Genomic DNA, 23,646 nt, shown 5'->3' with positions numbered 1-23,646 from the left:
CGTTGATTGCAAGCGTTTGGGATTGGATCTTACTAGGGGGATTACTAATCTTGACTATAGTTTTATGGATTTTGAAGCTAAAAGGTAAAAATAAATAACTAGGGCAAATAATTTAAGTTCACAAATGAGGAGAGATTATGCGAGAAAGCTTATTAAACGGGACTATTGTAGAGTCTGGATTACATTATTCTAGAGAAAGTTATGAGGCTCTGAGGGAGATTCATAAAGATAAGGATTACTTATGGGCATGGAAAAATGACAAAGCATTATCAGAGATTGTACTTTTAAGTGGAGACAAGCCTTTAAATGATATACATATCTGTACCAGTGATTTTGTTAAAGGAACCGAATGCATCCCAAGCACATGCATAAAGACATTTTTTGTTAAGGAAGTAAAAGGTTTTATTGGACATGCCGGTTGGTATGCTTATAATAAAGCAGGGATTATGCCTACAGGACCAAGAGAAATGTTCCCCGATGTTCTTTGGGAGGATACTGTTTGTAGCATGCCAGCATTGAGTATACAATCAATTTGGATAGAAATACAGGTACCAGAGGATGTATCCGCTGGAATCTATGAAGGGAGAGTAGAAGTACACTGTGAGGAAAATAAACTAAGCTTTGACTATCAATTAGAAGTTTTAGAAGCGGTACTTCCTACCCCCGAACACTATCTATTTGATGTAGAATATTGGCAACATCCTTATAATCTTGCAGAGTATTATCAATTAGAGCCCTTTTCAAAAGCGCATCTTGAAAAGTTAAAAGAACATATGCAGTGTTATCAAGCTTTAGGGGGACAGACTATTACAGCATCTATCGTTGAGGAAGCTTGGGGTGGACAAACTTATAGCCAAAATCCTATTCATTACCCTTCAATGATTAAATGGATTAGAAAAAAAGATGGGACATTTAGCTTTGATTATACTCATTTTGATAAATGGGTAGCTCTTAACTTAGAATTAGGCCTGCTACAGCAGGTAGTTTGTTACAGCATGATGCCATGGGAAAGTAAAATCCTGTATAAAGATGAGATCTCAGGAGAGCAAAAGGTGCTTATTGCAGATGTTGGAGATCCTAAAAATTATCAAGCAGTATGGCGCCCATTTTTAAAAGACTTTGTAAAGCATATTGAAGCAAAAGGATGGTTTGAATACGTTTGTATAGGATTTGATGAACGTCATCAAATGGAAGTTGCTTTAGATTTAGTAGATGAAGTGAAAAATAGTAAAGGCAAAAGTATGAAAAAGGTCGCAGCTTTTAATGATTTTGTAGGTAATAAAAAAGTATTGGATCAATTGAGCCATGTCAGTGTAGGATTAGAAGAAATTCGTCAGAATGTAGAGGCATTCAAAGTAGAAGTAATGAATCGTAAAAAGCTTGGAAGAAAAACAACCCTTTATACAGCAACGGAACACTTCCCAAATAGTTTCGTAAAGTCTATACCTGTAGAAAGTTATTGGACGATTATGTATGCAGGTTCGTTAGGTACAGATGGCTTTTTGAGATGGGCCTTTGATGCTTGGGGAGAGAATCCTCTCCAAGATACAACACATGCTTCGTTCCAAGCAGGAGATTGCTTTTTAATTTATCCAGACTGTAGATGGTCTGTACGTTTAGCAAAGCTAGATGAAGGTGTAAGAGATATGAATAAGTTGTATGTCATGGCGAAAAAGTGCCCTGAACTTGAAGGACCAATCAAAGCATTACTTAATCAAGTGAAGTGTCAATACGACTATGATGAAGTAGAAACACCACCAACATGGGCAGTTGCAGGAAGAAGTGCTAAATGGGCTAGAGAAGAAAGTAAAATAGAAATGCTCAAAGATATGCAAAAGATTAAAGAAGGCATTTATGCAATCAGTAAACAATACAGCAATCAAGAGGTTTTAAGTTTAAAAATCAAGAAAAATAGTATATAATAGATGAAAGAGATATTTTTACTTCATAGAAAGCTCTAGTTAGCAAGATGAACTAGAGCTTTTGCAATGATTACACACAGAACAAAAGTTCGATATTATGAAGCAGTATATTGTAAAGAAAGAAGAGAACCTATGGAAAATGAGAAACAACGATTAAAGATTTTAGCTGACCTTCCTATTAGGCAACAAAATCTTGCAAAATACATACCTTTTGCTGAACTCTATGCGCTTAATAAGCGTTCGGATAAATATACCAATTTAGACATGGGCGTTTTAGTCCTTAGTGTTTTATCTTATCTCCTTTATGAGGGGCATCTAAAAGATCGTGGCGTAGGATTTGAAGAAATACAAGGTCATTTAGAGGGTGTTATTGGCACCGTTTACAACGAGGATTATTCTCCAGTGGAGATGACAGACCTTACCCGTTACGTTCTAGATAAACTTCAAAATGGTGGAACCCCTTTTGGTTATACCTATTATGATCTTGAAGAAAGACGCATGAAAGAAACAAAGCTCCGTTATATCAGTTATACAAGAGATGCCCTTTTAGAAAAAAACTTTTATCGTCTGACAACGGTCGGCATTGATTTTCTCCTTCAGACAAAGGAATTTGGAGAAGAAAGTAAAATCAGTATTCAGCTTATTTTACTTCGTAAATTGGTTGAGCATGAGGACTTTGGAAGTGCGCTTAGCACTTTAGAACGTATTAATATTGAAATTAAAAAGGAAGCTAAGCGTAAAGGAGAAATTTTAGAGGAACTGAGCTATGGCTTTACAGAGGGCTATGCGCTCTACACACAATCTGTAAGAAAACGTCTAGAAGATGAACAATCTCTTTTTAAAGAAACCCTCAGCTATTTGTCAACTTTAGAAAAAGAATATCTGCAACAAATCGAAGTGAGTCAAATGAGTGAAAAAGATTTAAGATTTAAACGTTTTGTCATTGATATGCAGATGGAACTTTCTAAGACAGTTGAGCTACATGCCCTACTATTAGATGCCCTTGTTGACCTAAGGCAGAAGGCAGAAGAAATGCTTGTGGCACGTCGTAAAACGATTTTTAAAGAGAACTTTAACTTCCACCATTTCTTAGAAAATGCTATCAGAAAGGACGATACAAGAGGCCTCGCGGCAGCTATGAATAGTTTATTTGATATCCATTTACCTAAGCAATTTGCCCTAGAGCGTATTGACCATCTTTTTTTACTTAAGGAAGAAAAAAGTTCAGAAGGTGAAATTGTGAACCCTGAAGATAGTGAAAGTATTAAAGTTGAGACATTAGACCAACAAGTTACAAGCCGTCTTATTTTTAACTATGAACTGATGTTTAGAGAGCTTCTATTCTTAGTCATGGAAAAGGAGCATATGAGTCTTAGAGATTATTTACAAACACTTAAGGCACGTTATGGTGCACAAGTAGTAGAAAACTATGATTTGCCAAGCTTTATGATGATCCTTACCCAAACAAAAGGAGAAGAAAGTGGTACAAAGTGTTTTGACTATAGACAAATAATCAGACAAGAAACCAAGCTTCCTAGTGTAGAAGCTATTTATAAGAAAATCGTTACAGAGACAGAAAGTTTGTCAGTTTTTAAAGAGGTGAATCTGATTGTAGAAGTTCAAAGAGGAACTTATATGACAGATGGGGCTTTAGAAATGACAGATTGTCATTATTATATAAAGAGGTAAATTTATGACACATACAGAACAGTTGCAACAAGCATTACAAATGACCAACTTGTTACTCCAAAATAAACCATTAAGTTTACAAAGTGAACCAGCACTTTATGAGCTTTATATGACAGATATGGGTGTACAAGAATTGGTTTATACCATTCTTTCAAGCTTTAACTTGACACTTATTGAATATAAAAAGGCACTTTACGTTTCACCAGGCCTAGAAAATACATTATTTGGTTATAAAAATGAAGAGCTTAGACAAGCTATGAATTTAGAGACCAATAAAGAACTCTATCTTTGTTATTTCATTATGTATAGTATGATGACGTTATTTTATAAAGAAAGTGCTTATACCACTTATAAGGATTATATTACCAGTACGGAAGTCGTGGACCGTGTAAGTGCTACTTTAGGCGCGTTAAGTTTAGAAGAATTGGATGAGGAAGAAGTCTATTCATTTACAGCTATTAAAAACTTCTGGGAGAGCTTAGCGCAAATGAGTTTGCACCAAAGCGAAGAAAATTTAGAAAGCCTTAGAAGAAGCCAAACACAATTTTACTTTGTCACAAGAAGCCTACACTTTTTAGTAGGACAAGGACTTTTACTTAAAAATGAAATCGAGCGTAACTATGTGCCAACTGAAAAGTTTAAAGCATTGATTGCCCATTACTTTGATGATCGCACAGTGAAAAATGCCCTTATGCATTACGGGGAAAGCCTACTTGAGAAGGGAGAGAACTAATATGCCATATATCAATCGCGTACGTATTACAAACATTAAATATAACGATGGCAATAACTACTATGAAGATTTTGTGCTTAAAATGGGAGGGACTCATACATTAATTGATATGATTAATGGACTAGGTAAAACATTCTTCTTACAATGTATGGCACAACCTATGCTACCAGGTGCAAAGTTTAAGCAAGAGTTTCCTCTTTCTCTTTTATTTGATAACAAAAATAACAATAATACGATTCACTCCCTTGTGGAATGGCGATTAGATGAAGGCAGTGCCTTTAAATATGCTTTAGTTGGATTTTGTGCTTATAAAAAAGAAAAAGTGGAGCAAGTGAACTTTTTAGACGAAGAAGAAAATGGTGAATTTGGTACGATGCTTTATATTACCTATTACAATGAACCTAATGCTTATGATTTAGAAAGTTTGCCACTGGTTACTGTAAAAGAAGATGGTACGAAGAAAATCATGAATTACAAAGAGTTAGAAGGTTACTTGAAGAAATTGATGCAAACGCCCCTTCGTGAGTACAGTGTGGTGATGAATCGTACGAAAAAGGACCATCTAAAAGAACTTGCAAAGCTCAATATTAATAGTGTGGAATGGAAACATCTCATGGGTATCAATGCCAGTGAGGCCAATGCCGAGAAGTATTTAAGAAGTTACAGTACAGCAAGTAGCTTTATTCAAGATTTCCTTATTCCGACCATAGAAGAAAGCTATAGATTACGTCACGAAGGCGACTATCAAACAGAAGAAAGTCGTGCAAAGACCCTTCTTAATCTGAGACAAACCCTTCTTACGCTTCAGCAAAAAGAAGCTTTAGAAGCAGAATATACTTATATTGAAGAAGCTTGTGAGCGTATTTATGAGCAACTTGGTAAACTAGGAAAAGCGTTTCAATCTAAAGAGGATTTAGTGACAAAGCTGAGTGAAATGAGTTTAGAGATTACCCAAGACCAAAGCTTTAAGGAACAAGAGAAAAGTCGTCTTATTAAAGAAACTCAAGAACTAGAAAGTTTACTTGGACAATATAAAATGCATGTAGAGCACTTAAATAGACAAGAGCAAGCCTATTCTATTAAAGAAACCGAGGAGAAGCTAAACGCACTGGGTACTTATCTTCAAGAATTAGAACAAGCCTTTGGACAAAAAGATGAGGCATTGAACGCTTTAAAAGAAAAGAAAACTTACTATGAAGCAGAAAAACTTTATGGGGAATATGAAAGCTTTAAAATGAGAAAAGCTTTAAAAGAAGAGGAACTTGGTACACGTGCCAAAGAACATAAGGAACTTATGGCAGATTACAACTATTGGGGTAATGTGTACGGTAACTTATTGTTTAAGCAGTTTAAAACAAGTACCAAAGCTAAAGAAGAAGCAGAAAAAGCCTTGGAAGCGTTAAAGGCTGAGTACCATGAAAGTTGTTTAGAAAGAGAACGTATTAAGACAACTTTAGGGCATACAAGGGTTCAAGTAGCAGAAAAAGAAAATACAATCCATAGAATCCAAGAGCAATTAAGTGCGCTTCAAAAAGAATTTAAGCATTTGACAAAAGAACAACTTGAAGAAGAATATGAAGCAAATAAATCAAATTGTGAAACTTTAAAAGCAAAAATAGAAGCACTAAAAGTTGAGATGGAAGAGGCAAAGAGTAGCTTAAATGACAAGCTCCAAGCACGTAAACTTTTAGAACTTGAAAAGCAACATCAAGCATTACGTGTGCTAAACCTTAGAAAAATTTTAGCAGAGGTACGTACAGGTGAAAACTTAATGAATCAGCTAAAAGCTAAGTACGACACGCAGGATTTGATGGGGCATTTAAATAAAGCCTTAGTAAATCTACATAAAGGGATGAGTCAAAAAGAAACAAAGAAAAAAGAATGTGAAGAAAAGCTAAGCATGCTGGAACTCAGTCATGGGGTTGTCCTCTCTGCATGTGCAAGAAGGCAATATAAGCGTGTATCAGATAGCTATCCTTCTGCAGTACTTGGGAGTAGTTTCTTACAAAACCAATCGGAGGACGAAAAGAAAGCACTCTTAGAACGTACCACCCTTTTACCTTACAGCATTTTAGTCGATGAAGTAGACTTTAGAAAGCTTGTAAGAGATACAAAGCTTAGACGTACATTAGAAGATGAAGTATTACCGATTATTAACCAGGATGCGTTATTAGAAGGTGAAGATCTACAAGCTTCAGGGATTACCTTTACGACCAAAGATGTTGACTATTTTATGGATGTCGACTTAAGAGAAAAAGAACTACGCAAGTTAAAAAAAGAGCTTGTAAGTCTTGAACAAGATTTAAAGGATTTAGAGGCACAAGTTAAAGTTGTTACAGATCACCAAGCCCTTGTTCTTGAAATCACCAAGACCTATCCAGAAGAAAAGGTAGAAGGATTTAAAGTTGAACTTGTAGAAGCCATCCACAAGGATGAAGCCTTAGAGGAACAGCAAAGACAACTTGAGGAAGCACTTTGTAAAGAAGAAACAAAGCTTCAAGAGATGAAAGAGACGTTAGAACAAGAACATCAAGCATTTACAACGATAAGTAAGGTGTTAGAAGGACTAGAGCAAGAATGTGAAGCTTTAAAAAAATGGGAAGCTGATCATCAAACGCAAGTTACTCTAGAAAGAGAGCTCAGTGAATTAAGCCTTACGCTTAAAAATTGTGAAAAGACTTTAGGCCTTTTAGAAGAGACTATTGAACACTTTGGTGTAAGACAAACTGAACTCACAGCATACAAGGATGCTTTAACAGGAAGTTATCATGAGATACGTATTCAAGTTGAGCACTTCACCTTTAAAGTTGAAGAAGATGCTGAGTATGATGTAGTAGATATGTCTTATGAAGAAGCAAAACTGAAATATGAGATGTATGACCAACGTTTACGTGAAGAAGCGGGAGATGTCAAGCAGCTCGAACAAGCCATTAAAGAATGTGCAGAAAGTATGGAACACAAAGTCTTAGAAATGGTAGCTAAAGGCGAACAGTTTACAACAGACTACTTCACAACGAGAAGTCGTTTTGAAGGTGACTATCTTTCCCTTCTTAAACAACTAGAAATCCAAATAGGTGAAAGCAGCAAACTCTACGAAGCAGCTCGTACCAATGTAGAAGCACAGAAGGTAGCATATGCCAGTCAAGAGGGTGCATTGGGGAATATGAAAGCCCAATTTTTAAAAGAATACCGTATGACTTACGAAGAGATGATTCTAGAAGAGGGAGAAATTCAGGCGTGTTTAGTAAAAGTAAAAGATGAAAAAGGTCTTTTACTTCAAAATATTAAAAAATGCCAAAATGAACAAAATCAGAAGTCAAAAGCACTTGTAGATCTAGAAGAAACACTTAAGAACCTTAACCATCAACGTGAAAAGCTAAATGGACTCATGTATCGTTACGGGTTACAATACATAGAAACTATTCAGGCTACCCGTAAAATGGAGAGCTTTGATGCCATTGAGCAAGAAACAAGAGAAGTCCTTCGTGCTTTAGAGAGTACTTCTAATGGTTATAGTCTATTACTCAAAGAAGTATTGGATTATTTAGAAGCACCCGAACTCATCCATTTTAAAGGAGATTTAGATAGACTCCTTTTAGAAAGTCCTAAAGATGAAGAAATGTGCAACCTCTATAGAGGACTCATTGGTGGAGAAGGCGGCTACCTTGAAAATGTAAGGGAAGAAAAAGTCCGTATTAAAGAAACCATTGAAGCGCTCAAAAAGGATGAAGAAAGCTTTATCAATCAATGTATCCAAAAATGTGAGCAAGTCTATAATGACCTTATGAGCCTGGCACATCTTTCAAAAATAGAACTTTATGGACGTAGTCAAGAAATGATTCGCATTATTGTGACACCACTAGAAGAAGAACTACGTTTTGCTAAGATGAAAAGTTATATTAATAACTTGGTTGAGCAAGTAGAGTCTATTGAAGATAATAAAAAACAAGCCTATTTAGCAGGTCGCCTCACACTTAGGGAACTCTTTGGTGCCTTTGTTGTCAATATCAAGAAAAGTGATGTACGTGTCTATAAAGTAGAAGATATTAAGGAAAATAGTAGAGAGCTTCCTTGGAGCCGTGCCATTGGTTCTACAGGACAATCCAATGGGATGTATATGAGTATCTTTATTTGTCTTATTTCCTATATTAGAAAACTCTATAATCCACATATCGGAGAAGATAGTCGTAAGTTTATTATGCTAGATAGTCCATTCTCTGGTACAGCTGCAGCCTATATATGGGAACCTATTATCAAATTACTTGATCGTAATAATGTTCAACTTCTTTGTGTAGGTTATGATATTCCACAACATCTTATGTCTCTCTTTGATGTGAAGTATAATTTAACTTCAGAGTATGACCAAAACAAAAAGCAGACTATTGTTGTAGAACATATTAAATCACACATTAATTTAGATGTACTTAGCTTTGACAAGCTTTTAGGAGAACAAATGATGTTATAAAATTAAGGTGATGAGTGGAGAAGACTTAATAATTGGTAATTAATTAGAAATATGTCTTTTTATATGATATAATGTACCCTGCTAACATAAAATAGTAGTTTATTTGTAAGGGAGAAAAAAATGAAAAACCAATTATTAAAAAAGTCAGGTATTTTGCTATTAGCCGTAGCAATGATTCCTGTATCACTCTTTGCCCATAGTGGAAGAACAGATGGAAATGGCGGACATAAAGATAACAAAAATAAGAGTGGCTTAGGTTCTTATCATTATCACTGTGGAGGGTATCCGGCGCATTTACATAATGGAGGGCAATGTCCATACAAAGGTAACGCTAGTACAAGTTCATCCTCATCTACTAAGTCAACAAATAGCGGTTCAGCTAGACCTACATATGAAACCACAACGGCAAAGTTCTATATTGATGAAAATTATCTTGCTGTAAATGGTATTATTGATAATGGCGTAACATTAGTAGAAATGAGACCTCTTTGTGATGCATTAGGAATTCAAATTGAATGGGATAGTGCTTCTACCACGGTACATTGTTCAAAAGGAGATAAGACATTCTCATTAACTACAAATTCTAAAAGTGCTAAATTAAATGGTAATCCTTATGCATTAGAGCGCGCACCTAAGCTTATTGATGGGAAAACATTATTACCAGCAAGATTTGTAGCAGAAGCAATCGGCAGAGTTGTAAGTTATGATGCTTCAACAGGAATAATAACAATAGAATAATTTAAAAAATAATTAGAAGTCAATTACGCTAAGATAAGTGTAGTTGGCTTTTTTTTCTATTGGAAAACTGAACTTGCGGAAGAATAAAACTTGAAATGAATGATTAAACATAAATAAAAATGAATAAATATTAAAAAATATATTGCAGCCTATTTTAAATTATGTTACTATGTATAAAGTAAACAAACAACTAATAAATATTCACAAACATAGAAAGAGGGATTAAATATGAGCAAGAAAAATAATTTACTTAAAGGATTAATGACGCTTCTTTTAAGCTTATCTGTAAGTGTTAATGTATTCGCTTGTACAGGCGTTGTTGTAGGGAAAAATGCTACTGAAGATGGTAGTATTATCATGGGTAGAACTGAAGATATTGGGGCAGCTTACAATAAGAATTTTGTTGTTGTACCAGCAACAACTTATAAAAAAGGCGAGATGTTTGAAGACCTTAATGGATTCAAGATTGAACAGCCTGCAAAAGCTTATAAATATACAATGCTTCCTGATGTAGAGGAACATGAAGATGGTATTTATGCAGCAGCAGGAATAAATGAACAAGGTGTTGCGATGACAGCAACGGTATCAGCAGCAGTAAATGATGCCATTAAAGCTATTGATCCACTTGTTGAAAATGGTATTCGTGAAGCAGCCATTCCATCAGTTGTTCTTCCACGTGTAAAAACAGCAAGAGAAGGGGTTAAAGTACTTGGTGAAATCGTAGAGCAATATGGATCAGCAGAAGGGAATATTATTCTTTTTGCAGATAATGAAGAAGCTTGGTATATGGAGATTTTAAGTGGTCATCAATGGGCAGCTGTAAAAGTACCAGATGATATGTATGCAGTTATTCCAAATGCTTTTATGTTAGGCTATGTTGATTTAAATGATACAGAAAATGTGATGGCTTCAAAAGATGTGATTAATATGCCAGCTCAACATGGTTTAGTAAAAAACTATGAAGGTAAATTCCATTTAGCACTTACATATGGACCAGAAATGTCAGAAGGTAACCGTTTACGTGCATGGGGAGGCCAACATTTCTTCTCAGCTTCTCAAGAGATTGCACTTGATACACCAGTATTTGATTTATTTATGAAAGCCGATGACAAGATCTCTGTAGACGAAGTGATGGACCTTCAAAGATATCGTTATGAGGGAACAGAAAATGATGTAAACCTTCCTGAAAATAAAGGTAAACGTGCTATTGGTACTGAAGCACAAGCCGAATGTCATATTATTCAAATGAAAGAAAGCTATCCAAAAGAAGTAGGCGGTCTCATGTGGATGGCAATGGGAAATGCAGAACACGCTGTATACCTTCCTACATTTGGAGGGATTACAGATACACATGAAGCCTACAAAGTACCAGGCGTAAACTATAATGAGGCATCTGCATATTGGACATTTAGAGGGCTTTCAACACTTGCAGAACTTGATCGTGTAAACTTTGGCAAAGGTGTAAGAGATTATTGGAAACAATATGAGTTAAACCTTATTAAAGCACAAGCTCAAGTCGATCAAAAAGTGATTGAACTTGTCAAAACAAATAAGACAGCAGCAGCTACATATATGACAGAGCAAGGTATAAATACAGCAGAGGATGCTTTAACAAAAGCTAAAGAAATACATAGTCAACTTTATACATTTGTTGCAAAACACGGTGGTGGTAGAACAATCAAAGCACCATTTGCGCCAGTTGTTAAGTAGTTTATAAGGTTATACAAAAAGAGTAAAGATAAAGGAAATCTAAGCCTTATCTTTACTCTTTTTTTATTCTGATTGCGTTATGTTAAGCTGTAACCTATAAGCGTCCAGATAATGTCTATTCCATTTAGCGGAGGAAGAAAAAATAAGAAACAGTATATGAAATGCCCCAGCATTATATAGAATTTGTGAGAAGGGATATACTATAGTATAATGAAACTATAACTAAAGAATTAAAGAGGTAACTTATGACAAACTTAGAAAAACAATTTGATGAAGCATTAATCAAAAACTGTGAAATCGCTAAAAAAGAATGTGATTGTAATCCTGCACGTTTTTTACAGACATTAGAGAAATTTGGTGGTGTTAAAACTGCAAAAGAAATTATTCGCAAGGGTAGATTATCTGACAACTTTGATAAATTACAAGAAGCGGGTTGTTTAGAACTGACTATGGAAGCTACCATTACAAAAAGTCAGTTTTTGGAGTTATTTACAGATGATGAAGTGAATAGCTGTTTTGAAGTACTTTGTGAATATGGTTATTTTAAATAAAAGGTATATTTTTATAACGTTATATGTTCATAGACTCTCTCTGATGAATAAGATAAAGTAAGGTGTTTTATAAAGGGGAGAGGTGTATGCAACTTTTACTTAGCTTGTTAATGATTGCTTTAATCTTTTTTGTTATTTTAAAGCTACTTAAATGCACAGTAAAAGGGGTGCTCTATTTAGGAGCGGCTATTGTATTACTATTTATAGTGTTTGCATTAGCCTTCTTATTTGGATTATAGCGTCACATACCACTAAAGCTCTATAAGGAGTTTTAGTGGTATTTTTGTGTATAGACTTTTGTAAAGACATATATTATCGTATAATAAGACAGACGTTATTTAAGTCTATGCGAGTAAAGGAATAGATTACAAATGGATATTCAAAAAATACAACAACTATTAGAAAAATATAAAATGGATTATTGGATCATTACAGATTATCATGGGCGAGATGTATTTAGTCAGCAACTCCTTGATTTACCTCAGCCATTTTTCACAAGCCGTAGATGGATTTACTTGCTTCCTAGAATAGGACAACCGATCAAGCTAGTTTCTACTATAGAAAAGCATATCTTAGATATTCTTGAGGGAACGACTGTATGTTATACAAGCTATGAAAGTTTAAAGACTCTACTTCATGAATATCTTTATGACCAAAAGGTGGCGATGCAATATAGCAAAGAGTGCCAGTTACCTATAGTGGCAACTACAGATGCAGGCTTTGTAGAACTGATTAAAAGTATAGGGGGACAAGCTGTATCCTCTGGAGATTTGATACAAGAACTGTATTGTGTGCTTGATGAAGAAGGAATAGAAAGCCATAAGCGTGCAGGAGAAAAGATCCTACGCATAAGAGATGACGTTTATCAAGCGATTCGTAAAGGCATCAATGAAGGGCAGCCTTTAACGGAATGGGATGTCTTAGTATGGATTCAAAAGGCTTATGAGAAATATAACCTTACCTGTGATCATGATATGCCTTATGTTGCAGTCAATGAGCATGCAAGCCAGTTAACCTTTGTACCCACCAGTGAAAATAGCTATACCCTTCAAGAGGGTGACCTTTTATTATTAGATTTGTGGGCACGTGAAAAAGGGGCAAAGAGTATTTATTACGATGTCACCTTCTGTGCTTATATAGGTAAGGAGATTCCGAAAGATTATGCCGAACAATTTGAAAAAGTAGTTGGGGCAAGAGAAGCTTGCTTAACTTTTATTCAAGAAAGGTTAGAAAAAGGCTTGTTACCAAAAGGCTATGAGGTAGATCAACATTGTCGCAAGTATTTTGAGCAGTGTGGAGAGGCAGACTATTTTATTCATCGAACTGGACATAACATAGGTCATGAAGTCCATGGACCTGGCGCTAACTTAGATAGTTTTGAAGCCATTGATGATAGAAAGTTACTGCCTGGAACATTATTTTCTATAGAACCTGGTTTATATAAGAAGAATATAGGTGTCCGTACAGAAGTGGATGTCTATATTGATGACCATTATAAACTTCATGTTTTTGGAGAAAAGCAATTTAATCTATTTAAAATATAAAGGAGTATGAGATGAACGAACAACGTAAACCCATTTATGAACTTACCAAAGTTGCACTTTTTGCAGCGGTAACCTTCTTAGGCATACAGGCATTTAGAATTCCACTACCAGCAGCTGTAGGGGTTCCTTTCTTACATTTTGGTAATATCTTTTTATTACTAGGCGCACTTATTTTAGGAGGAAAGAAGGGTGCATTTGCAGGGGCTATTGGCTTTGCTATCTTTGATTTACTCAATGGCTATATTACAGTGATGCCAAAGGTTATTATCCTTGCCATTCTTATGAGCTTTGTAGCCTCTAAACTCTTTGAACATTTCAAAGATCAAATAGGTGTCACTAAAGCATTAATTCTTGCAACAACTTGTGCCTTTTTAATTAGTTTAACTGGAGACTTCTTATATGATACAGCCACTTTATTTTTAGTAGGCAATGGTTTAAGTGTAGCCATGTGGGGCGCATTCACAAGTTTACTTGCTACCTTTGTCAATAGTGTATTTGGGATTGTAGCTGTAACCATTTTATATCCAGTACTTAATCCATTGGTTAAGAAATTTTAATAGGCTAAATAAAAAGCACCTTCAAATATTAGAGAAAATAAATCTAGCATTTGGAGGTGCTTTTTTAATGTAGAAATTGCTGTGTCTTACCCATGTTATAAGCAAGTTTAATAAGAGCTTGCTCCTCGGCTGTCATAGGACGATCATACATTTTTTCAAATTGCTCTATAAGTGCATGATAGTTGACACGCCTTTTAGGTTGCCTAGGATGGGCAGGCTTAAAAAATGGATCATAAATCATAGGTTTTATTGTAGGTGTATAGACTTTTCTAAAGATTTCCGCTGTATAGTAGGCATCATGAAGAGCATTATGAAACGCATGAGAGAGTGGAAGTTCAAGTTTTGTAATGGCATCTTCTAATTTTAAAAGCTTCTTCGCGGAGAGATTAAAGTAAGTTGAGGTATAAGGCTGAATATTGATAAAGTGTTTAGGTAAAGGTGCTTGGTCAAGATGATGATAGAAGACATTACGAAAAAGTTCCTTCATGTCAGACATTCCCCAAACAACCCATGTGATTTCTTCTTCGCCAATAAACTGTAGATAGGTTTCATAAACAAGTGGGAATAGGTCGCCTTCTTCTAATTGTTCGGGTGTAATTTGAGTTAATTCCGCAATGAACGGACTAAGACGTTTATAAAAAGTAGGTTTAATATAATGATTAAAAGTTGAAACAAGATTAAAGTGCTCATCTAACTTAACTGCACCAATTTGGATAATTTCAAAAGGAAAACGTGTTGCAGCGTGCTCAAAATTCTGTAAAGATTCAGCATCTTGATTAAATTCTAGATCAAAGACTATGTAGTGCATGATGGACCTCCTGAAGAGATAGATTTTACTTATTTTTTACAAGCTTTAATAAAGCTATACGTAAATGAAATAGCAGTAAATGGTTCATATTATTATATATTAGTTTAAACGTTGAATGAGAACGGAGGTTGAGAAAGATGCAAATTGTTATTCCAGAATTTACACTTCTTGTTATAGTAGGCGAAGAACAAGGAATACAAACTTTTATAAACAAACATTTCCAACGAAATGAAGTGATTGATCCGCAAAATATAGAAACACAAGTTATAGGTAGACTAGAACTTGGGCAGCTTACAGTGATTCCTCTTGTAACCTTTGAGAAGACAGTAGGCCAACATTTGGCTCAATTGGCAAAACGTTATCATTATACCCCTATGGCAGTAGTGGTTGGCAAAGATTATCTTCTCACTCTAGAAGGTGAAAGGAACGAGTGTCCTAAAGAAGAGATCAAGCAAAGTGAATCTATAATAAGTGTGCTAGGAAAAGTAGGATTTAAAACGTTGTATCATTTAGAAACATTGGAAATGATTGAACATACTTCAATACAATATAGACCACTCGCCAATAATAAACGCAAAATCCATGGACCTTTTGATATTATAGGGGATGTGCATGGATGTTATGATGAACTTTGTACATTATTGGATCAATTAGGCTATCGTGTAGATAAAAAGGGAGCCTATGCTTATCCACCAGATAGGAGAAAACTGGTTTTTGTAGGGGACTTAGTGGATAGGGGGCCAAAAACACCCCAAGTGCTTAAACTGGTGATGCATATGGTGACTAATGAACAAGCCTACTGTGTACTCGGAAACCATGATGGGAAGCTTTTACGCAAATTAAAGGGCTCAAATGTTCAAGTCATTCACGGATTAGAAACCACTATGGAACAGTTGGCACAAGAGCCAGAGTGGTTTAGTGAAAAGGTTAAGATCTTTTTAGAGGGACTTGTCAGTCATTATGTTTTTGATGAGGGAAAACTTGTGGTCGCTCATGCAGGACTAAAAGAACATTTGCATGGTAGAGAATCCAAGAAAATTAGAGATTTAGCCATGTTTGGTGAGACAACAGGTGAATTAGATGCACAGGGTTTACCGGTTAGACTTAATTGGAGTGAAGATTATGAAGGAGATGCATTAGTCGTTTACGGCCATACACCAAAGAAAGAGGCAGAGCATGTTCACCATACGATTAATATTGATACAGGTTGTGTCTATGGTGGGAAGCTCACAGCCTTTAGATATCCGGAAGATGAAATAGTAAGTGTGAAAGCAAAAAAAGTCTACTATCCCTCTGCAAGACCTTTTCTCTAACAGTGCTAGTCCTTGAGGACGGGGTATGCTATACTACACCTAAAAAGCGTAAGTTTTAATGTAAAGAGAGATAGGATGAGAGGCATGTTGAAAGAACAAATACAAGATTTTTGCAAGGCACAAGGGCTTACCACAATCGGTTTTATTCCTTGCAGGAGATTTGATGAACTTAGAGGGTTTTATGAAAAAAGACAAGAAGCAAAACTACAAAATGAGTTTGAAACTTCTGAGATAGATGAACGTATTAATCCTAGGCATTATATGGAAGAGGCAAAGACCATTATATCTATTGCCTTTCCCTATGCCGAATCCATTCCAACCCAGGCAGAACCGAATGGATTTTCTGTTTATACAAAGCGTTTAGATTATCATAGAGTGGTGAAGCAATACTTAGTGGCACTTTGTGATTATATTGAATCTCTTGGTGGCAAAGCTATGGCCTTTGTAGATAGTAATACATTGCCAGAAAGATATATTGCTTATTTAGCAGGGCTTGGGTTTATTGGTCGAAATAACATGCTTATTACAAAAACATATGGCTCCTATGTTTTTCTTGGGGAAATATTAACAGATTTAGAAATAGTATGTGAAGATCAGAGGAATTTTGAAGAGATGGGAAGTTATGTGGAATGTGGTACCTGTACCAACTGTTACAAAGCCTGTCCAACCTGTTCAATTAATAAGGCACGTATCAATCCTAATATCTGCTTATCTTATTTAACTCAAAAAAAAGAGCTGACCCATCAAGAAATGGGATTATTAAAAGGCAATGTATTTGGATGTGACTTTTGTCAAATCGAATGTCCTTATAATAAAGATATTACATCTTCAACATTAGAAGCCTTTTCTACTTTAGATTATATGAATGATGAGGCACGTATTTATGCTGAGATGGATAATAAATACTTTAAAGAGAAAATGGCATCTACTTCCTGTGGTTGGCGTGGTAAAAATGTTATTAAACGTAATGCCATCATTCATATGCATCAAAAAGGTGAATCTATTGATCAATTTAGAGGTGAGTCAAGTTATATTAATAGCTATATAGATAGACTCTCAGAAAAATAACCTAAAAAATTACAGAAAAGGTATTGCGCTCTAGGCTAAAAATAGTATATAATAATAAGCGTCACACAGGCGTATTCTGTGTGACATTAAATGGCGGCATAGCCAAGTGGTAAGGCAGAGGTCTGCAACACCTTCATCACCAGTTCAAATCTGGTTGCCGCCTTAAGATAAGCTCTTAGACTTAGGTCTAAGAGCTTTTTTTGTATACTTAAAAGTAGATGTGATATAAATAAATAGAGGATAGAGAAAGGAAGAGAAAAATGATTAGTATGATTGTTGCAATGAGTCAAAATAGAGTGATTGGCAAAGATAATAAAATGCCATGGTCTATTCCCGAGGATTTACAGTATTTTAGAAAAGTGACATCTGGACATATTGTGATTATGGGACGCAAAACTTATGAAAGTATTGGAATACCCTTACCTCACAGGACAAATATTGTTCTCACAAGGGATCAAAGCTATCAAGCTGATGGGTGTATTGTGATCCATGAAATGGATGCACTTCTTGCCCAGTATCAAACAAGTGAAGAAGAGGTCTTTATTATTGGAGGAAGTACCCTCTATCAAGCTTTTATGCCCTTTGCAAATAAACTATACATCACTCAAATCCAAGCAACTATTGAGGGGGATACTGCTTTTCCTATACTTCCGGTCACAGTACAAGGTGAAGGAGTGTTTAAATGTATAAGCTCAGAGTCACAAAAAGAAAACCATGAATATAGATATTGTTTTACAGAATGGATCAAACAGATCTAGAAAGATAAAAGTTTTAAAAAAGAAAATAAAATATAAAAATTTATTATACAATATGGTATAATTTTAATAATAACAAAAACTATGTCCTGTTAAAAGTGCTGGGGGGATGAGACAATGGACTACTATAAAGTTGTACTTGTTGATGATGAAGAAGAGATTAGAAGGGGGATTATTAGAAGAATTAAATGGGAAGAGTTAGGGTTCAAAATTGTAGGAGAAGCAGAAAATGGTTTAGAAGCTTTAGAAGTGATTGAAAAGACTTTACCAGACTTAGTCATTGCAGATATTAAAATGCCCTTTATGGATGGTATAAGGCTTACAGCAGAAATTCACGACCGTTTTCCTACAATTAAAGTCATTATCTTATCTGGTTTTGATGATTTTGAATATGCTAGAGAAGCGCTCAAGCTAGGTGTCATTCGTTATATCCTAAAACCCATTAATTCCATAGAGATTCATACACTTTTAAGAGAAGTAAAAGTCTTATTAGATGAAGAAATCTTATCAAAAAGCAATCTTAATACACTTAAACAGACCTATAAGAAAAGTCTACCTTTATTAAAGGAGCGGTTCTTAAATCAATGGATTGAAGGGTATATTGAACGAGAGATCCTTTATGATAACTTAACTGAGCTAGATATACAATTAGAAAGTCAAGCATTAGCCGTGGTGATTATACGACCAGATGAAATGAATAAAAAAGAAATGGTCCATTCATCTATTCCAAGTAAAAACTTATTAAAACTTGCTGTTTTTAACATAGCTGATGAAATTACACGTAGTGAACAACTTGGTTTATTATTTGCACGCAAAGATGAGCTTATTTTGCTTGTTGATTTAAAGCAAGGCGAACACCCTAAGTCGAGTAGCTATCTTTTTAGAGGGCTTGATCAAATACGTAGTGGTGTTAAGAAATACTTAAATACAACTGTAACTATTGGGGTAGGCAGCTTATGTACAGACTATACCAAACTTTATAAAAGCTATGCCGATGCCTCTTCTGCACTGGATTATACCATTACCATTGGGAATGATAAAATTATCTATTTAGACGATATAGAACCTGCAAGCCATACAAGTACTGTATTTGAAGAAGAGGATGAACATACCTTACTGACCATGATTAAACTAGGGCAAGAGGAAAAAATACAAGATGCTGTTGATAAAATGCTTGGGCAGTTAGATGGGGAATGGATGGCACTACGAGAATATCAGATTTATATTGTAGGTGTGCTTGCAAGTATATTAAAACTTGGTCGTAGCATGAAAGTAGAGATGAATAGTCTCTTACCACAAGATACAAATCTTTTAGAAGCACTGAGTAGGCTTTGTACAAAAGAAGAACTGAGAGAGTGGCTGACTAAGATTTGTTTGGCTATGACAAGAAGTATTCATGACTCACGTAAAGATAGCAAGAATGAATTGATTGAAAAAGCCGTAGAGTATATTCATCTTCATTATGAAGACGAAAACCTAAGCTCAGAAGCAGTATGCCAATATTTACATATTTCAACAACCTATTTTTCAGCACTCTTTAAAAAAGAAATGGATGTAAATTTTAGTACATACTTAACACAAATTCGAATAGAAAAGGCAAAGACTCTTTTACAAACAACCAATAAGAAAGCGGCAGAGGTAGGCTATGCGGTAGGGTATCCAGAAGGACATTATTTTAGCTATGTGTTTAAAAAGATAACAGGCTGTTCACCAACGGAGTACCGCAATGGAAAGATTTAAAAGTATTAAGAGCCTGATGATTATATGCTTTACCTCTATTATTGTAGTTGTTTTACTCTTAACAGGTACGAGCCTTTATAAGAAGTTTAATGATATTGCGATTCATTATGCAACTCAGTCTGCACAACAGCTGATGACACAAGTGAAATATAGTCTTGATACGTATACAAGAAGTATGATTGATGTTTCTAATACGTTATATTATAAGATCATTAAAAATCAGTCTATACAAGATAATACGTTTACAAACCAAATGTCTTTGATTCAAACAACCAACAACCATATTGCCAATTTAGCAATCTTCAAAGAAAATGGTGAACTCATAGCAGCCAATCGGTATATGCATCTTAATGAAGCGGTGGATGTTACAGAGGAAGAATGGTTTAAAAATGCCATTCAAAAGCAAGAAAATGTACACTTTTCAAGCCCTCATAAGCAAGTGATTTTTCAAGATAACAATAGCCCTGATGTGATTACACTTAGTCGGGTGGTTTCACTCAATGAAAATGGCAATATTATTCAAGGGGTATTGCTTGTAGATATGCACCTTACAGGGATCAAAAATATTTGTGCACCTATTAAAGACAGTGATATAGGAAGTATTTATATTGTGGCACCAGATGGCGGGCTTGTATATGGTGATTTAGGGGCTTTTGAAGTAGGCAAATTCAATGAAGCAATAAAGAATGAAGTAACTGTATTTGAGGAAGATAAACGTCTTATTACACTTCAGATGGCAGGTTATACAGGTTGGAAGGTCATAGGCGTTTGGGATTTAACCAAATTACTTGTTGATTATGATACATTCCAAAACTTTATTATTGCTGTCTTTGTAGTAGGATTTATTCTTTGTATTATAGGAACCTTATTTATTTCCTCTAGGCTTTCAGCACCTTTATATAAACTGCAAAAATCCATGAAGTTAGTAGAAGAAGGAAACTTTAATATTCGCTTGCCTGAAGAAGGTGAATACATTGTATCTGAATTGTCCAAAACATTTAATAGAATGGTAGAACGTATTAAAGGCTTAAAGCATGAGATTGTAACCGAACAAGATGATAAACGTAAAAAGGAAATGGAAGTTCTACAATCACAAATTAATCCTCACTTTCTTTATAACACCTTAGATTCTATTATTTGGTTAGTAGAAGATGAACGTAATGAAGAGGCAACGATGATGATTACTGCCTTATCAAGATTCTTTAGAATAGGCATTAGTGGAGGCAAAACGATTATTACAGTAAGGCAAGAACTCGAGCATGCAAGAAACTACTTAGCGATCCAAAAGATTCGATATAAAAATAAATTTGAGTATTTCATTGAAGCAGAAGACGGTATTATGGAATGTCTAACACTTAAGTTAATCTTACAACCTATTATTGAAAATGCGCTTTATCATGGGATTCAATACATTCAACATCAAGGACAGATTCATATCAATGTTTGGGAAGAAGAAGGGGTATTAATTTTTAGCGTACAAGATAACGGTGTTGGCATGGAAGAAGAAGTATCTACCAAGTTACTTGAAGAAGGGCGTACCATTCAAACAAAAGGCTCAGGGGTAGGCGTCCAAAATGTACATAGACGTATTCAACTTTATTACGGTATAGAATATGGCGTTGAGATACAAAGTGAAGTAGATGAAGGAACAACTATTTTAATCAAAATTCCTTTAGAAGGTTAGGAGCATTAAAGGAGGAAGGTATGAAAAAGACTTTACAGTGGTTGGTAATTGTAAGTATGGTAGGGCTTTTAGGGGGAATAGGCCTTGTAGTACTCAAGCAACCCACTCCAGAAAAGAAAGAACAAATAGACATTGGTGTCGTACTTTATAATGCGCAAGATCCTTTTATTAAAAAAACAGTTGAATATCTTGAAACGTACATACGTGAAATTCATGCAGAAACAGATTTGGCTTTCAATCTTACCTATAAAGATAGTACACATGATCAAAGCTTACAAAATGAACAGATTTCTAAATTGATTGAAGAAGGCTATGACTTACTTATTGTGAATACAGTGGAACGAGAAGATGCCAGCTTGATCATCGATAAAGCACAAAATGTAAATGTGCCAGTAATCTTCTTTAATAGAGAGCCTGTACCTCAAGATATTGCTAGGTGGGATAAACTAGCCTATGTAGGTTCAAAAGCAGAAGAAGCAGGTAAGCTTCAAGGGGAGCTTTTAGCTGATGCCTTGGATGCTGAATTAGAGGTTGATTTAAATCAAGATGGTAAGATTCAATATGTCATGTTAGAAGGTGAGTATGGTCATCAAGATGCCATACTTCGTACTTATCATTGTATTAGAACCCTAGAACAACGTGGATACCGTATGGAGAATTTAGCGACGGATACTGCTATGTGGCAAAGAGATACGGCCAAAGCAAAAATGGAAGAATGGTATACAAATTTAGGTGATCAAATTGAAGTCGTTATGGCGAATAATGATGAAATGGCATTAGGTGCCATAGAATGTCTCAAAGAAAAAGGTTACTTTGAAGGGGATAAGACAATTCCAGTTCTAGGTGTAGATGGACTTGATGAAGCTGTAAAGGCCATGGAAGAGGGCACCTTACTAGGAACAGTTTTAAATGATTCTAAGGAACAAGCTAAGTGCATGCTCTACAAAATATTTGAGCTTTTAGAGCTTCCAATGGATGAAACACTTATGCCTATTACAGAAAAAGAAAATCAGTATTTCTGGGTAAAACATGTACCCTTAAAAAAACATACGTTAGAAGATAAAAAATAATACAAAGAAGCTATTTTAGCTTTTTTGTATTATTTTTTTTAGTAAATTTTTAAGGTAAAGTGTTAAAATTTTGTATTCATACTAGACACTATTCACTATAAAATAAAGGCATAAGTAAGGTGCTTGTTAAAGGTATCTAAATACTAGGGGGTAATATAAATGAAACTTAAAAAAGTATTAAGCGTATTTCTTGCAAGTTGTATGATGTTAGCTTTTGTTGGTTGTTCACCATCTACTGAGAGCTCATCTTCAACAACCGAAACGAAAACCGAAACCGCTGAAACGGCTGATACAACTGAAAAAGCTGAAGAGCCAAAGCAAGAAGAAACAAGTGGTAAATTACCTAAAATTGGTGTAACTATCTACAAATATGATGATAACTTTATGACATTCACAAGAAATGCCATTCAAGCAGCAGCTGATGGAAAAGCTGAACTTACAATGAATGACTCACAAAATGATCAAGCTAAACAAAATGACCAAGTCGATACATTAATTGCAAAAGGTGTTGATGGTCTTATTATTAACTTAGTTGATCCAGGTGCTGCACCAACCATTGCTGAAAAAGCAAAAGCAGCAAATATTCCAGTTGTATTCATCAACAAAGAATATCCAGATGGTACAAACAATATTGGGTATGATCAAACATGGTATGTAGGTACAAACTCAGCTGAATCAGGTATCATCCAAGGCGAACTCATTATTGATGCTTGGAAAGCAAATCCTGATTGGGATAAAAATGGTGATAGCAAAATTCAATACGTAATGCTTATGGGTGAACCAGGACATCCAGATGCAGAAGCAAGAACAAAAGAATCTATTGCAACAATCAATGCAGCAGGTATTGAAACAGAAGACCTTGGTACACAAACAGGTATGTGGGATGCAACCAAGGGTAAAGAATTAATGGAAACATGGCTTGCAGCTAAAGGTGATGGCATTGAAATGGTTATTTGTAACAATGATGGTATGGCACTTGGTGCTGTAGAAGCATTAAATGCTGCTGGATACTTCCAAGGTGACAAATATATGCCAGTTGTAGGGGTAGATGCCATTCCAGAAGCCCTTGAACTTATTAAACAAGGTAAGATGTTAGGAACCGTTCTTAATGACCCACTTAATCAAGGTAAAGCAGCTGTAGAACTTGCACTTAATGCAACACAGGGTAAAGATATTCTTGAAGGCACAAGCTGGCAATTAGATGATACACTTGCTGTACGTGTTCCATATGTTGCAATCACAAATGATAATCTTGGTGTAGCTGAAGAAGCTTACGGATTAAAATAAGATTTTAGGGAT

The 23,646-nt window shown here is 35.2% G+C and carries 18 protein-coding genes and 1 tRNA gene; 18 read left to right on the top strand and 1 reads right to left on the bottom strand.

The window, feature by feature from the left end:
- Positions 1 to 137: 137 nt before the first annotated feature.
- From PBV87_RS09740 to PBV87_RS09695, 10 genes are all read left to right on the top strand, one after another.
- Positions 138 to 1,922, top strand: coding sequence for a DUF4091 domain-containing protein (locus tag PBV87_RS09740; RefSeq protein ID WP_271012098.1), 1,785 nt, complete (start codon positions 138 to 140; stop codon positions 1,920 to 1,922).
- A 66-nt stretch (positions 1,923 to 1,988) separates the two neighbouring features.
- Positions 1,989 to 3,611: a hypothetical protein gene (locus PBV87_RS09735; protein ID WP_271012097.1), complete on the top strand. Its 1,623-nt coding sequence runs from the start codon at positions 1,989 to 1,991 to the stop codon at positions 3,609 to 3,611.
- A 4-nt stretch (positions 3,612 to 3,615) separates the two neighbouring features.
- A complete protein-coding gene (locus PBV87_RS09730) occupies positions 3,616 to 4,344 on the top strand; it encodes a DUF6063 family protein (protein WP_271012096.1) in 729 nt (242 codons plus the stop codon).
- Between the two features lies 1 nt (position 4,345).
- Complete coding sequence (locus PBV87_RS09725; protein WP_271012095.1) at positions 4,346 to 8,809, top strand: coiled-coil domain-containing protein; 4,464 nt, start codon at positions 4,346 to 4,348, stop codon at positions 8,807 to 8,809.
- Positions 8,810 to 8,929: 120 nt separating this feature from the next.
- Positions 8,930 to 9,547: a copper amine oxidase N-terminal domain-containing protein gene (locus PBV87_RS09720; RefSeq protein ID WP_271012094.1), complete on the top strand. Its 618-nt coding sequence runs from the start codon at positions 8,930 to 8,932 to the stop codon at positions 9,545 to 9,547.
- Positions 9,548 to 9,775: 228 nt separating this feature from the next.
- Positions 9,776 to 11,257, top strand: coding sequence for a C69 family dipeptidase (locus PBV87_RS09715; protein WP_271012093.1), 1,482 nt, complete (start codon positions 9,776 to 9,778; stop codon positions 11,255 to 11,257).
- Positions 11,258 to 11,502: 245 nt separating this feature from the next.
- The gene (locus PBV87_RS09710) at positions 11,503 to 11,808 is read left to right on the top strand and encodes a hypothetical protein (protein ID WP_271012092.1); all 306 of its coding nucleotides are present in this window, start codon (positions 11,503 to 11,505) and stop codon (positions 11,806 to 11,808) included.
- Positions 11,809 to 11,894: 86 nt separating this feature from the next.
- Positions 11,895 to 12,047 (top strand): hypothetical protein, encoded by a 153-nt coding sequence (locus PBV87_RS09705; RefSeq protein WP_154668789.1) that lies wholly within the window; start codon positions 11,895 to 11,897, stop codon positions 12,045 to 12,047.
- Between the two features lie 132 nt (positions 12,048 to 12,179).
- Positions 12,180 to 13,352 (top strand): M24 family metallopeptidase, encoded by a 1,173-nt coding sequence (locus PBV87_RS09700; protein ID WP_271012091.1) that lies wholly within the window; start codon positions 12,180 to 12,182, stop codon positions 13,350 to 13,352.
- Between the two features lie 11 nt (positions 13,353 to 13,363).
- Positions 13,364 to 13,909 (top strand): ECF transporter S component, encoded by a 546-nt coding sequence (locus tag PBV87_RS09695; protein ID WP_053983541.1) that lies wholly within the window; start codon positions 13,364 to 13,366, stop codon positions 13,907 to 13,909.
- A 64-nt stretch (positions 13,910 to 13,973) separates the two neighbouring features.
- On the opposite strand, the gene PBV87_RS09690 is transcribed toward PBV87_RS09695, so the two are convergent.
- The gene (locus PBV87_RS09690) at positions 13,974 to 14,717 is read right to left on the bottom strand and encodes a 3'-5' exonuclease (RefSeq protein WP_271012090.1); all 744 of its coding nucleotides are present in this window, start codon (positions 14,715 to 14,717) and stop codon (positions 13,974 to 13,976) included.
- Positions 14,718 to 14,854: 137 nt separating this feature from the next.
- On the opposite strand from PBV87_RS09690, the gene PBV87_RS09685 reads away from it, so the two are divergent.
- The 8 genes from PBV87_RS09685 (at position 14,855) to PBV87_RS09650 (ending at position 23,634) form a co-directional block, all read left to right on the top strand.
- Entirely contained in the window at positions 14,855 to 16,030 is a 1,176-nt protein-coding gene (locus PBV87_RS09685; protein WP_271012089.1) for a metallophosphoesterase, read from the top strand.
- An 84-nt stretch (positions 16,031 to 16,114) separates the two neighbouring features.
- Complete coding sequence (queG, locus tag PBV87_RS09680) at positions 16,115 to 17,098, top strand: tRNA epoxyqueuosine(34) reductase QueG (RefSeq protein ID WP_271012088.1); 984 nt, start codon at positions 16,115 to 16,117, stop codon at positions 17,096 to 17,098.
- 92 nt (positions 17,099 to 17,190) lie between these two features.
- Positions 17,191 to 17,261 (top strand) — tRNA-Cys (locus PBV87_RS09675).
- Between the two features lie 97 nt (positions 17,262 to 17,358).
- Entirely contained in the window at positions 17,359 to 17,856 is a 498-nt protein-coding gene (locus tag PBV87_RS09670; protein WP_271012087.1) for a dihydrofolate reductase, read from the top strand.
- Between the two features lie 114 nt (positions 17,857 to 17,970).
- The gene (locus PBV87_RS09665; RefSeq protein ID WP_053983537.1) at positions 17,971 to 19,593 is read left to right on the top strand and encodes a response regulator; all 1,623 of its coding nucleotides are present in this window, start codon (positions 17,971 to 17,973) and stop codon (positions 19,591 to 19,593) included.
- The gene (locus PBV87_RS09660; protein WP_271012086.1) at positions 19,580 to 21,277 is read left to right on the top strand and encodes a cache domain-containing sensor histidine kinase; all 1,698 of its coding nucleotides are present in this window, start codon (positions 19,580 to 19,582) and stop codon (positions 21,275 to 21,277) included. The genes PBV87_RS09665 and PBV87_RS09660 overlap by 14 nt, the downstream gene beginning before the upstream one ends.
- 20 nt (positions 21,278 to 21,297) lie before the next feature.
- Positions 21,298 to 22,347: a galactose ABC transporter substrate-binding protein gene (locus PBV87_RS09655; RefSeq protein ID WP_271012085.1), complete on the top strand. Its 1,050-nt coding sequence runs from the start codon at positions 21,298 to 21,300 to the stop codon at positions 22,345 to 22,347.
- 159 nt (positions 22,348 to 22,506) lie between these two features.
- A complete protein-coding gene (locus PBV87_RS09650) occupies positions 22,507 to 23,634 on the top strand; it encodes a galactose ABC transporter substrate-binding protein (protein ID WP_053983534.1) in 1,128 nt (375 codons plus the stop codon).
- The last annotated feature ends 12 nt before the right edge of the window (positions 23,635 to 23,646 follow it).

The organism is Holtiella tumoricola (assembly GCF_027857615.1).
Taxonomy (GTDB): Bacteria; Bacillota; Clostridia; order Lachnospirales; family Cellulosilyticaceae; genus Holtiella; species Holtiella tumoricola.
This window is presented reverse-complemented; position numbering and strand designations above follow the sequence as displayed.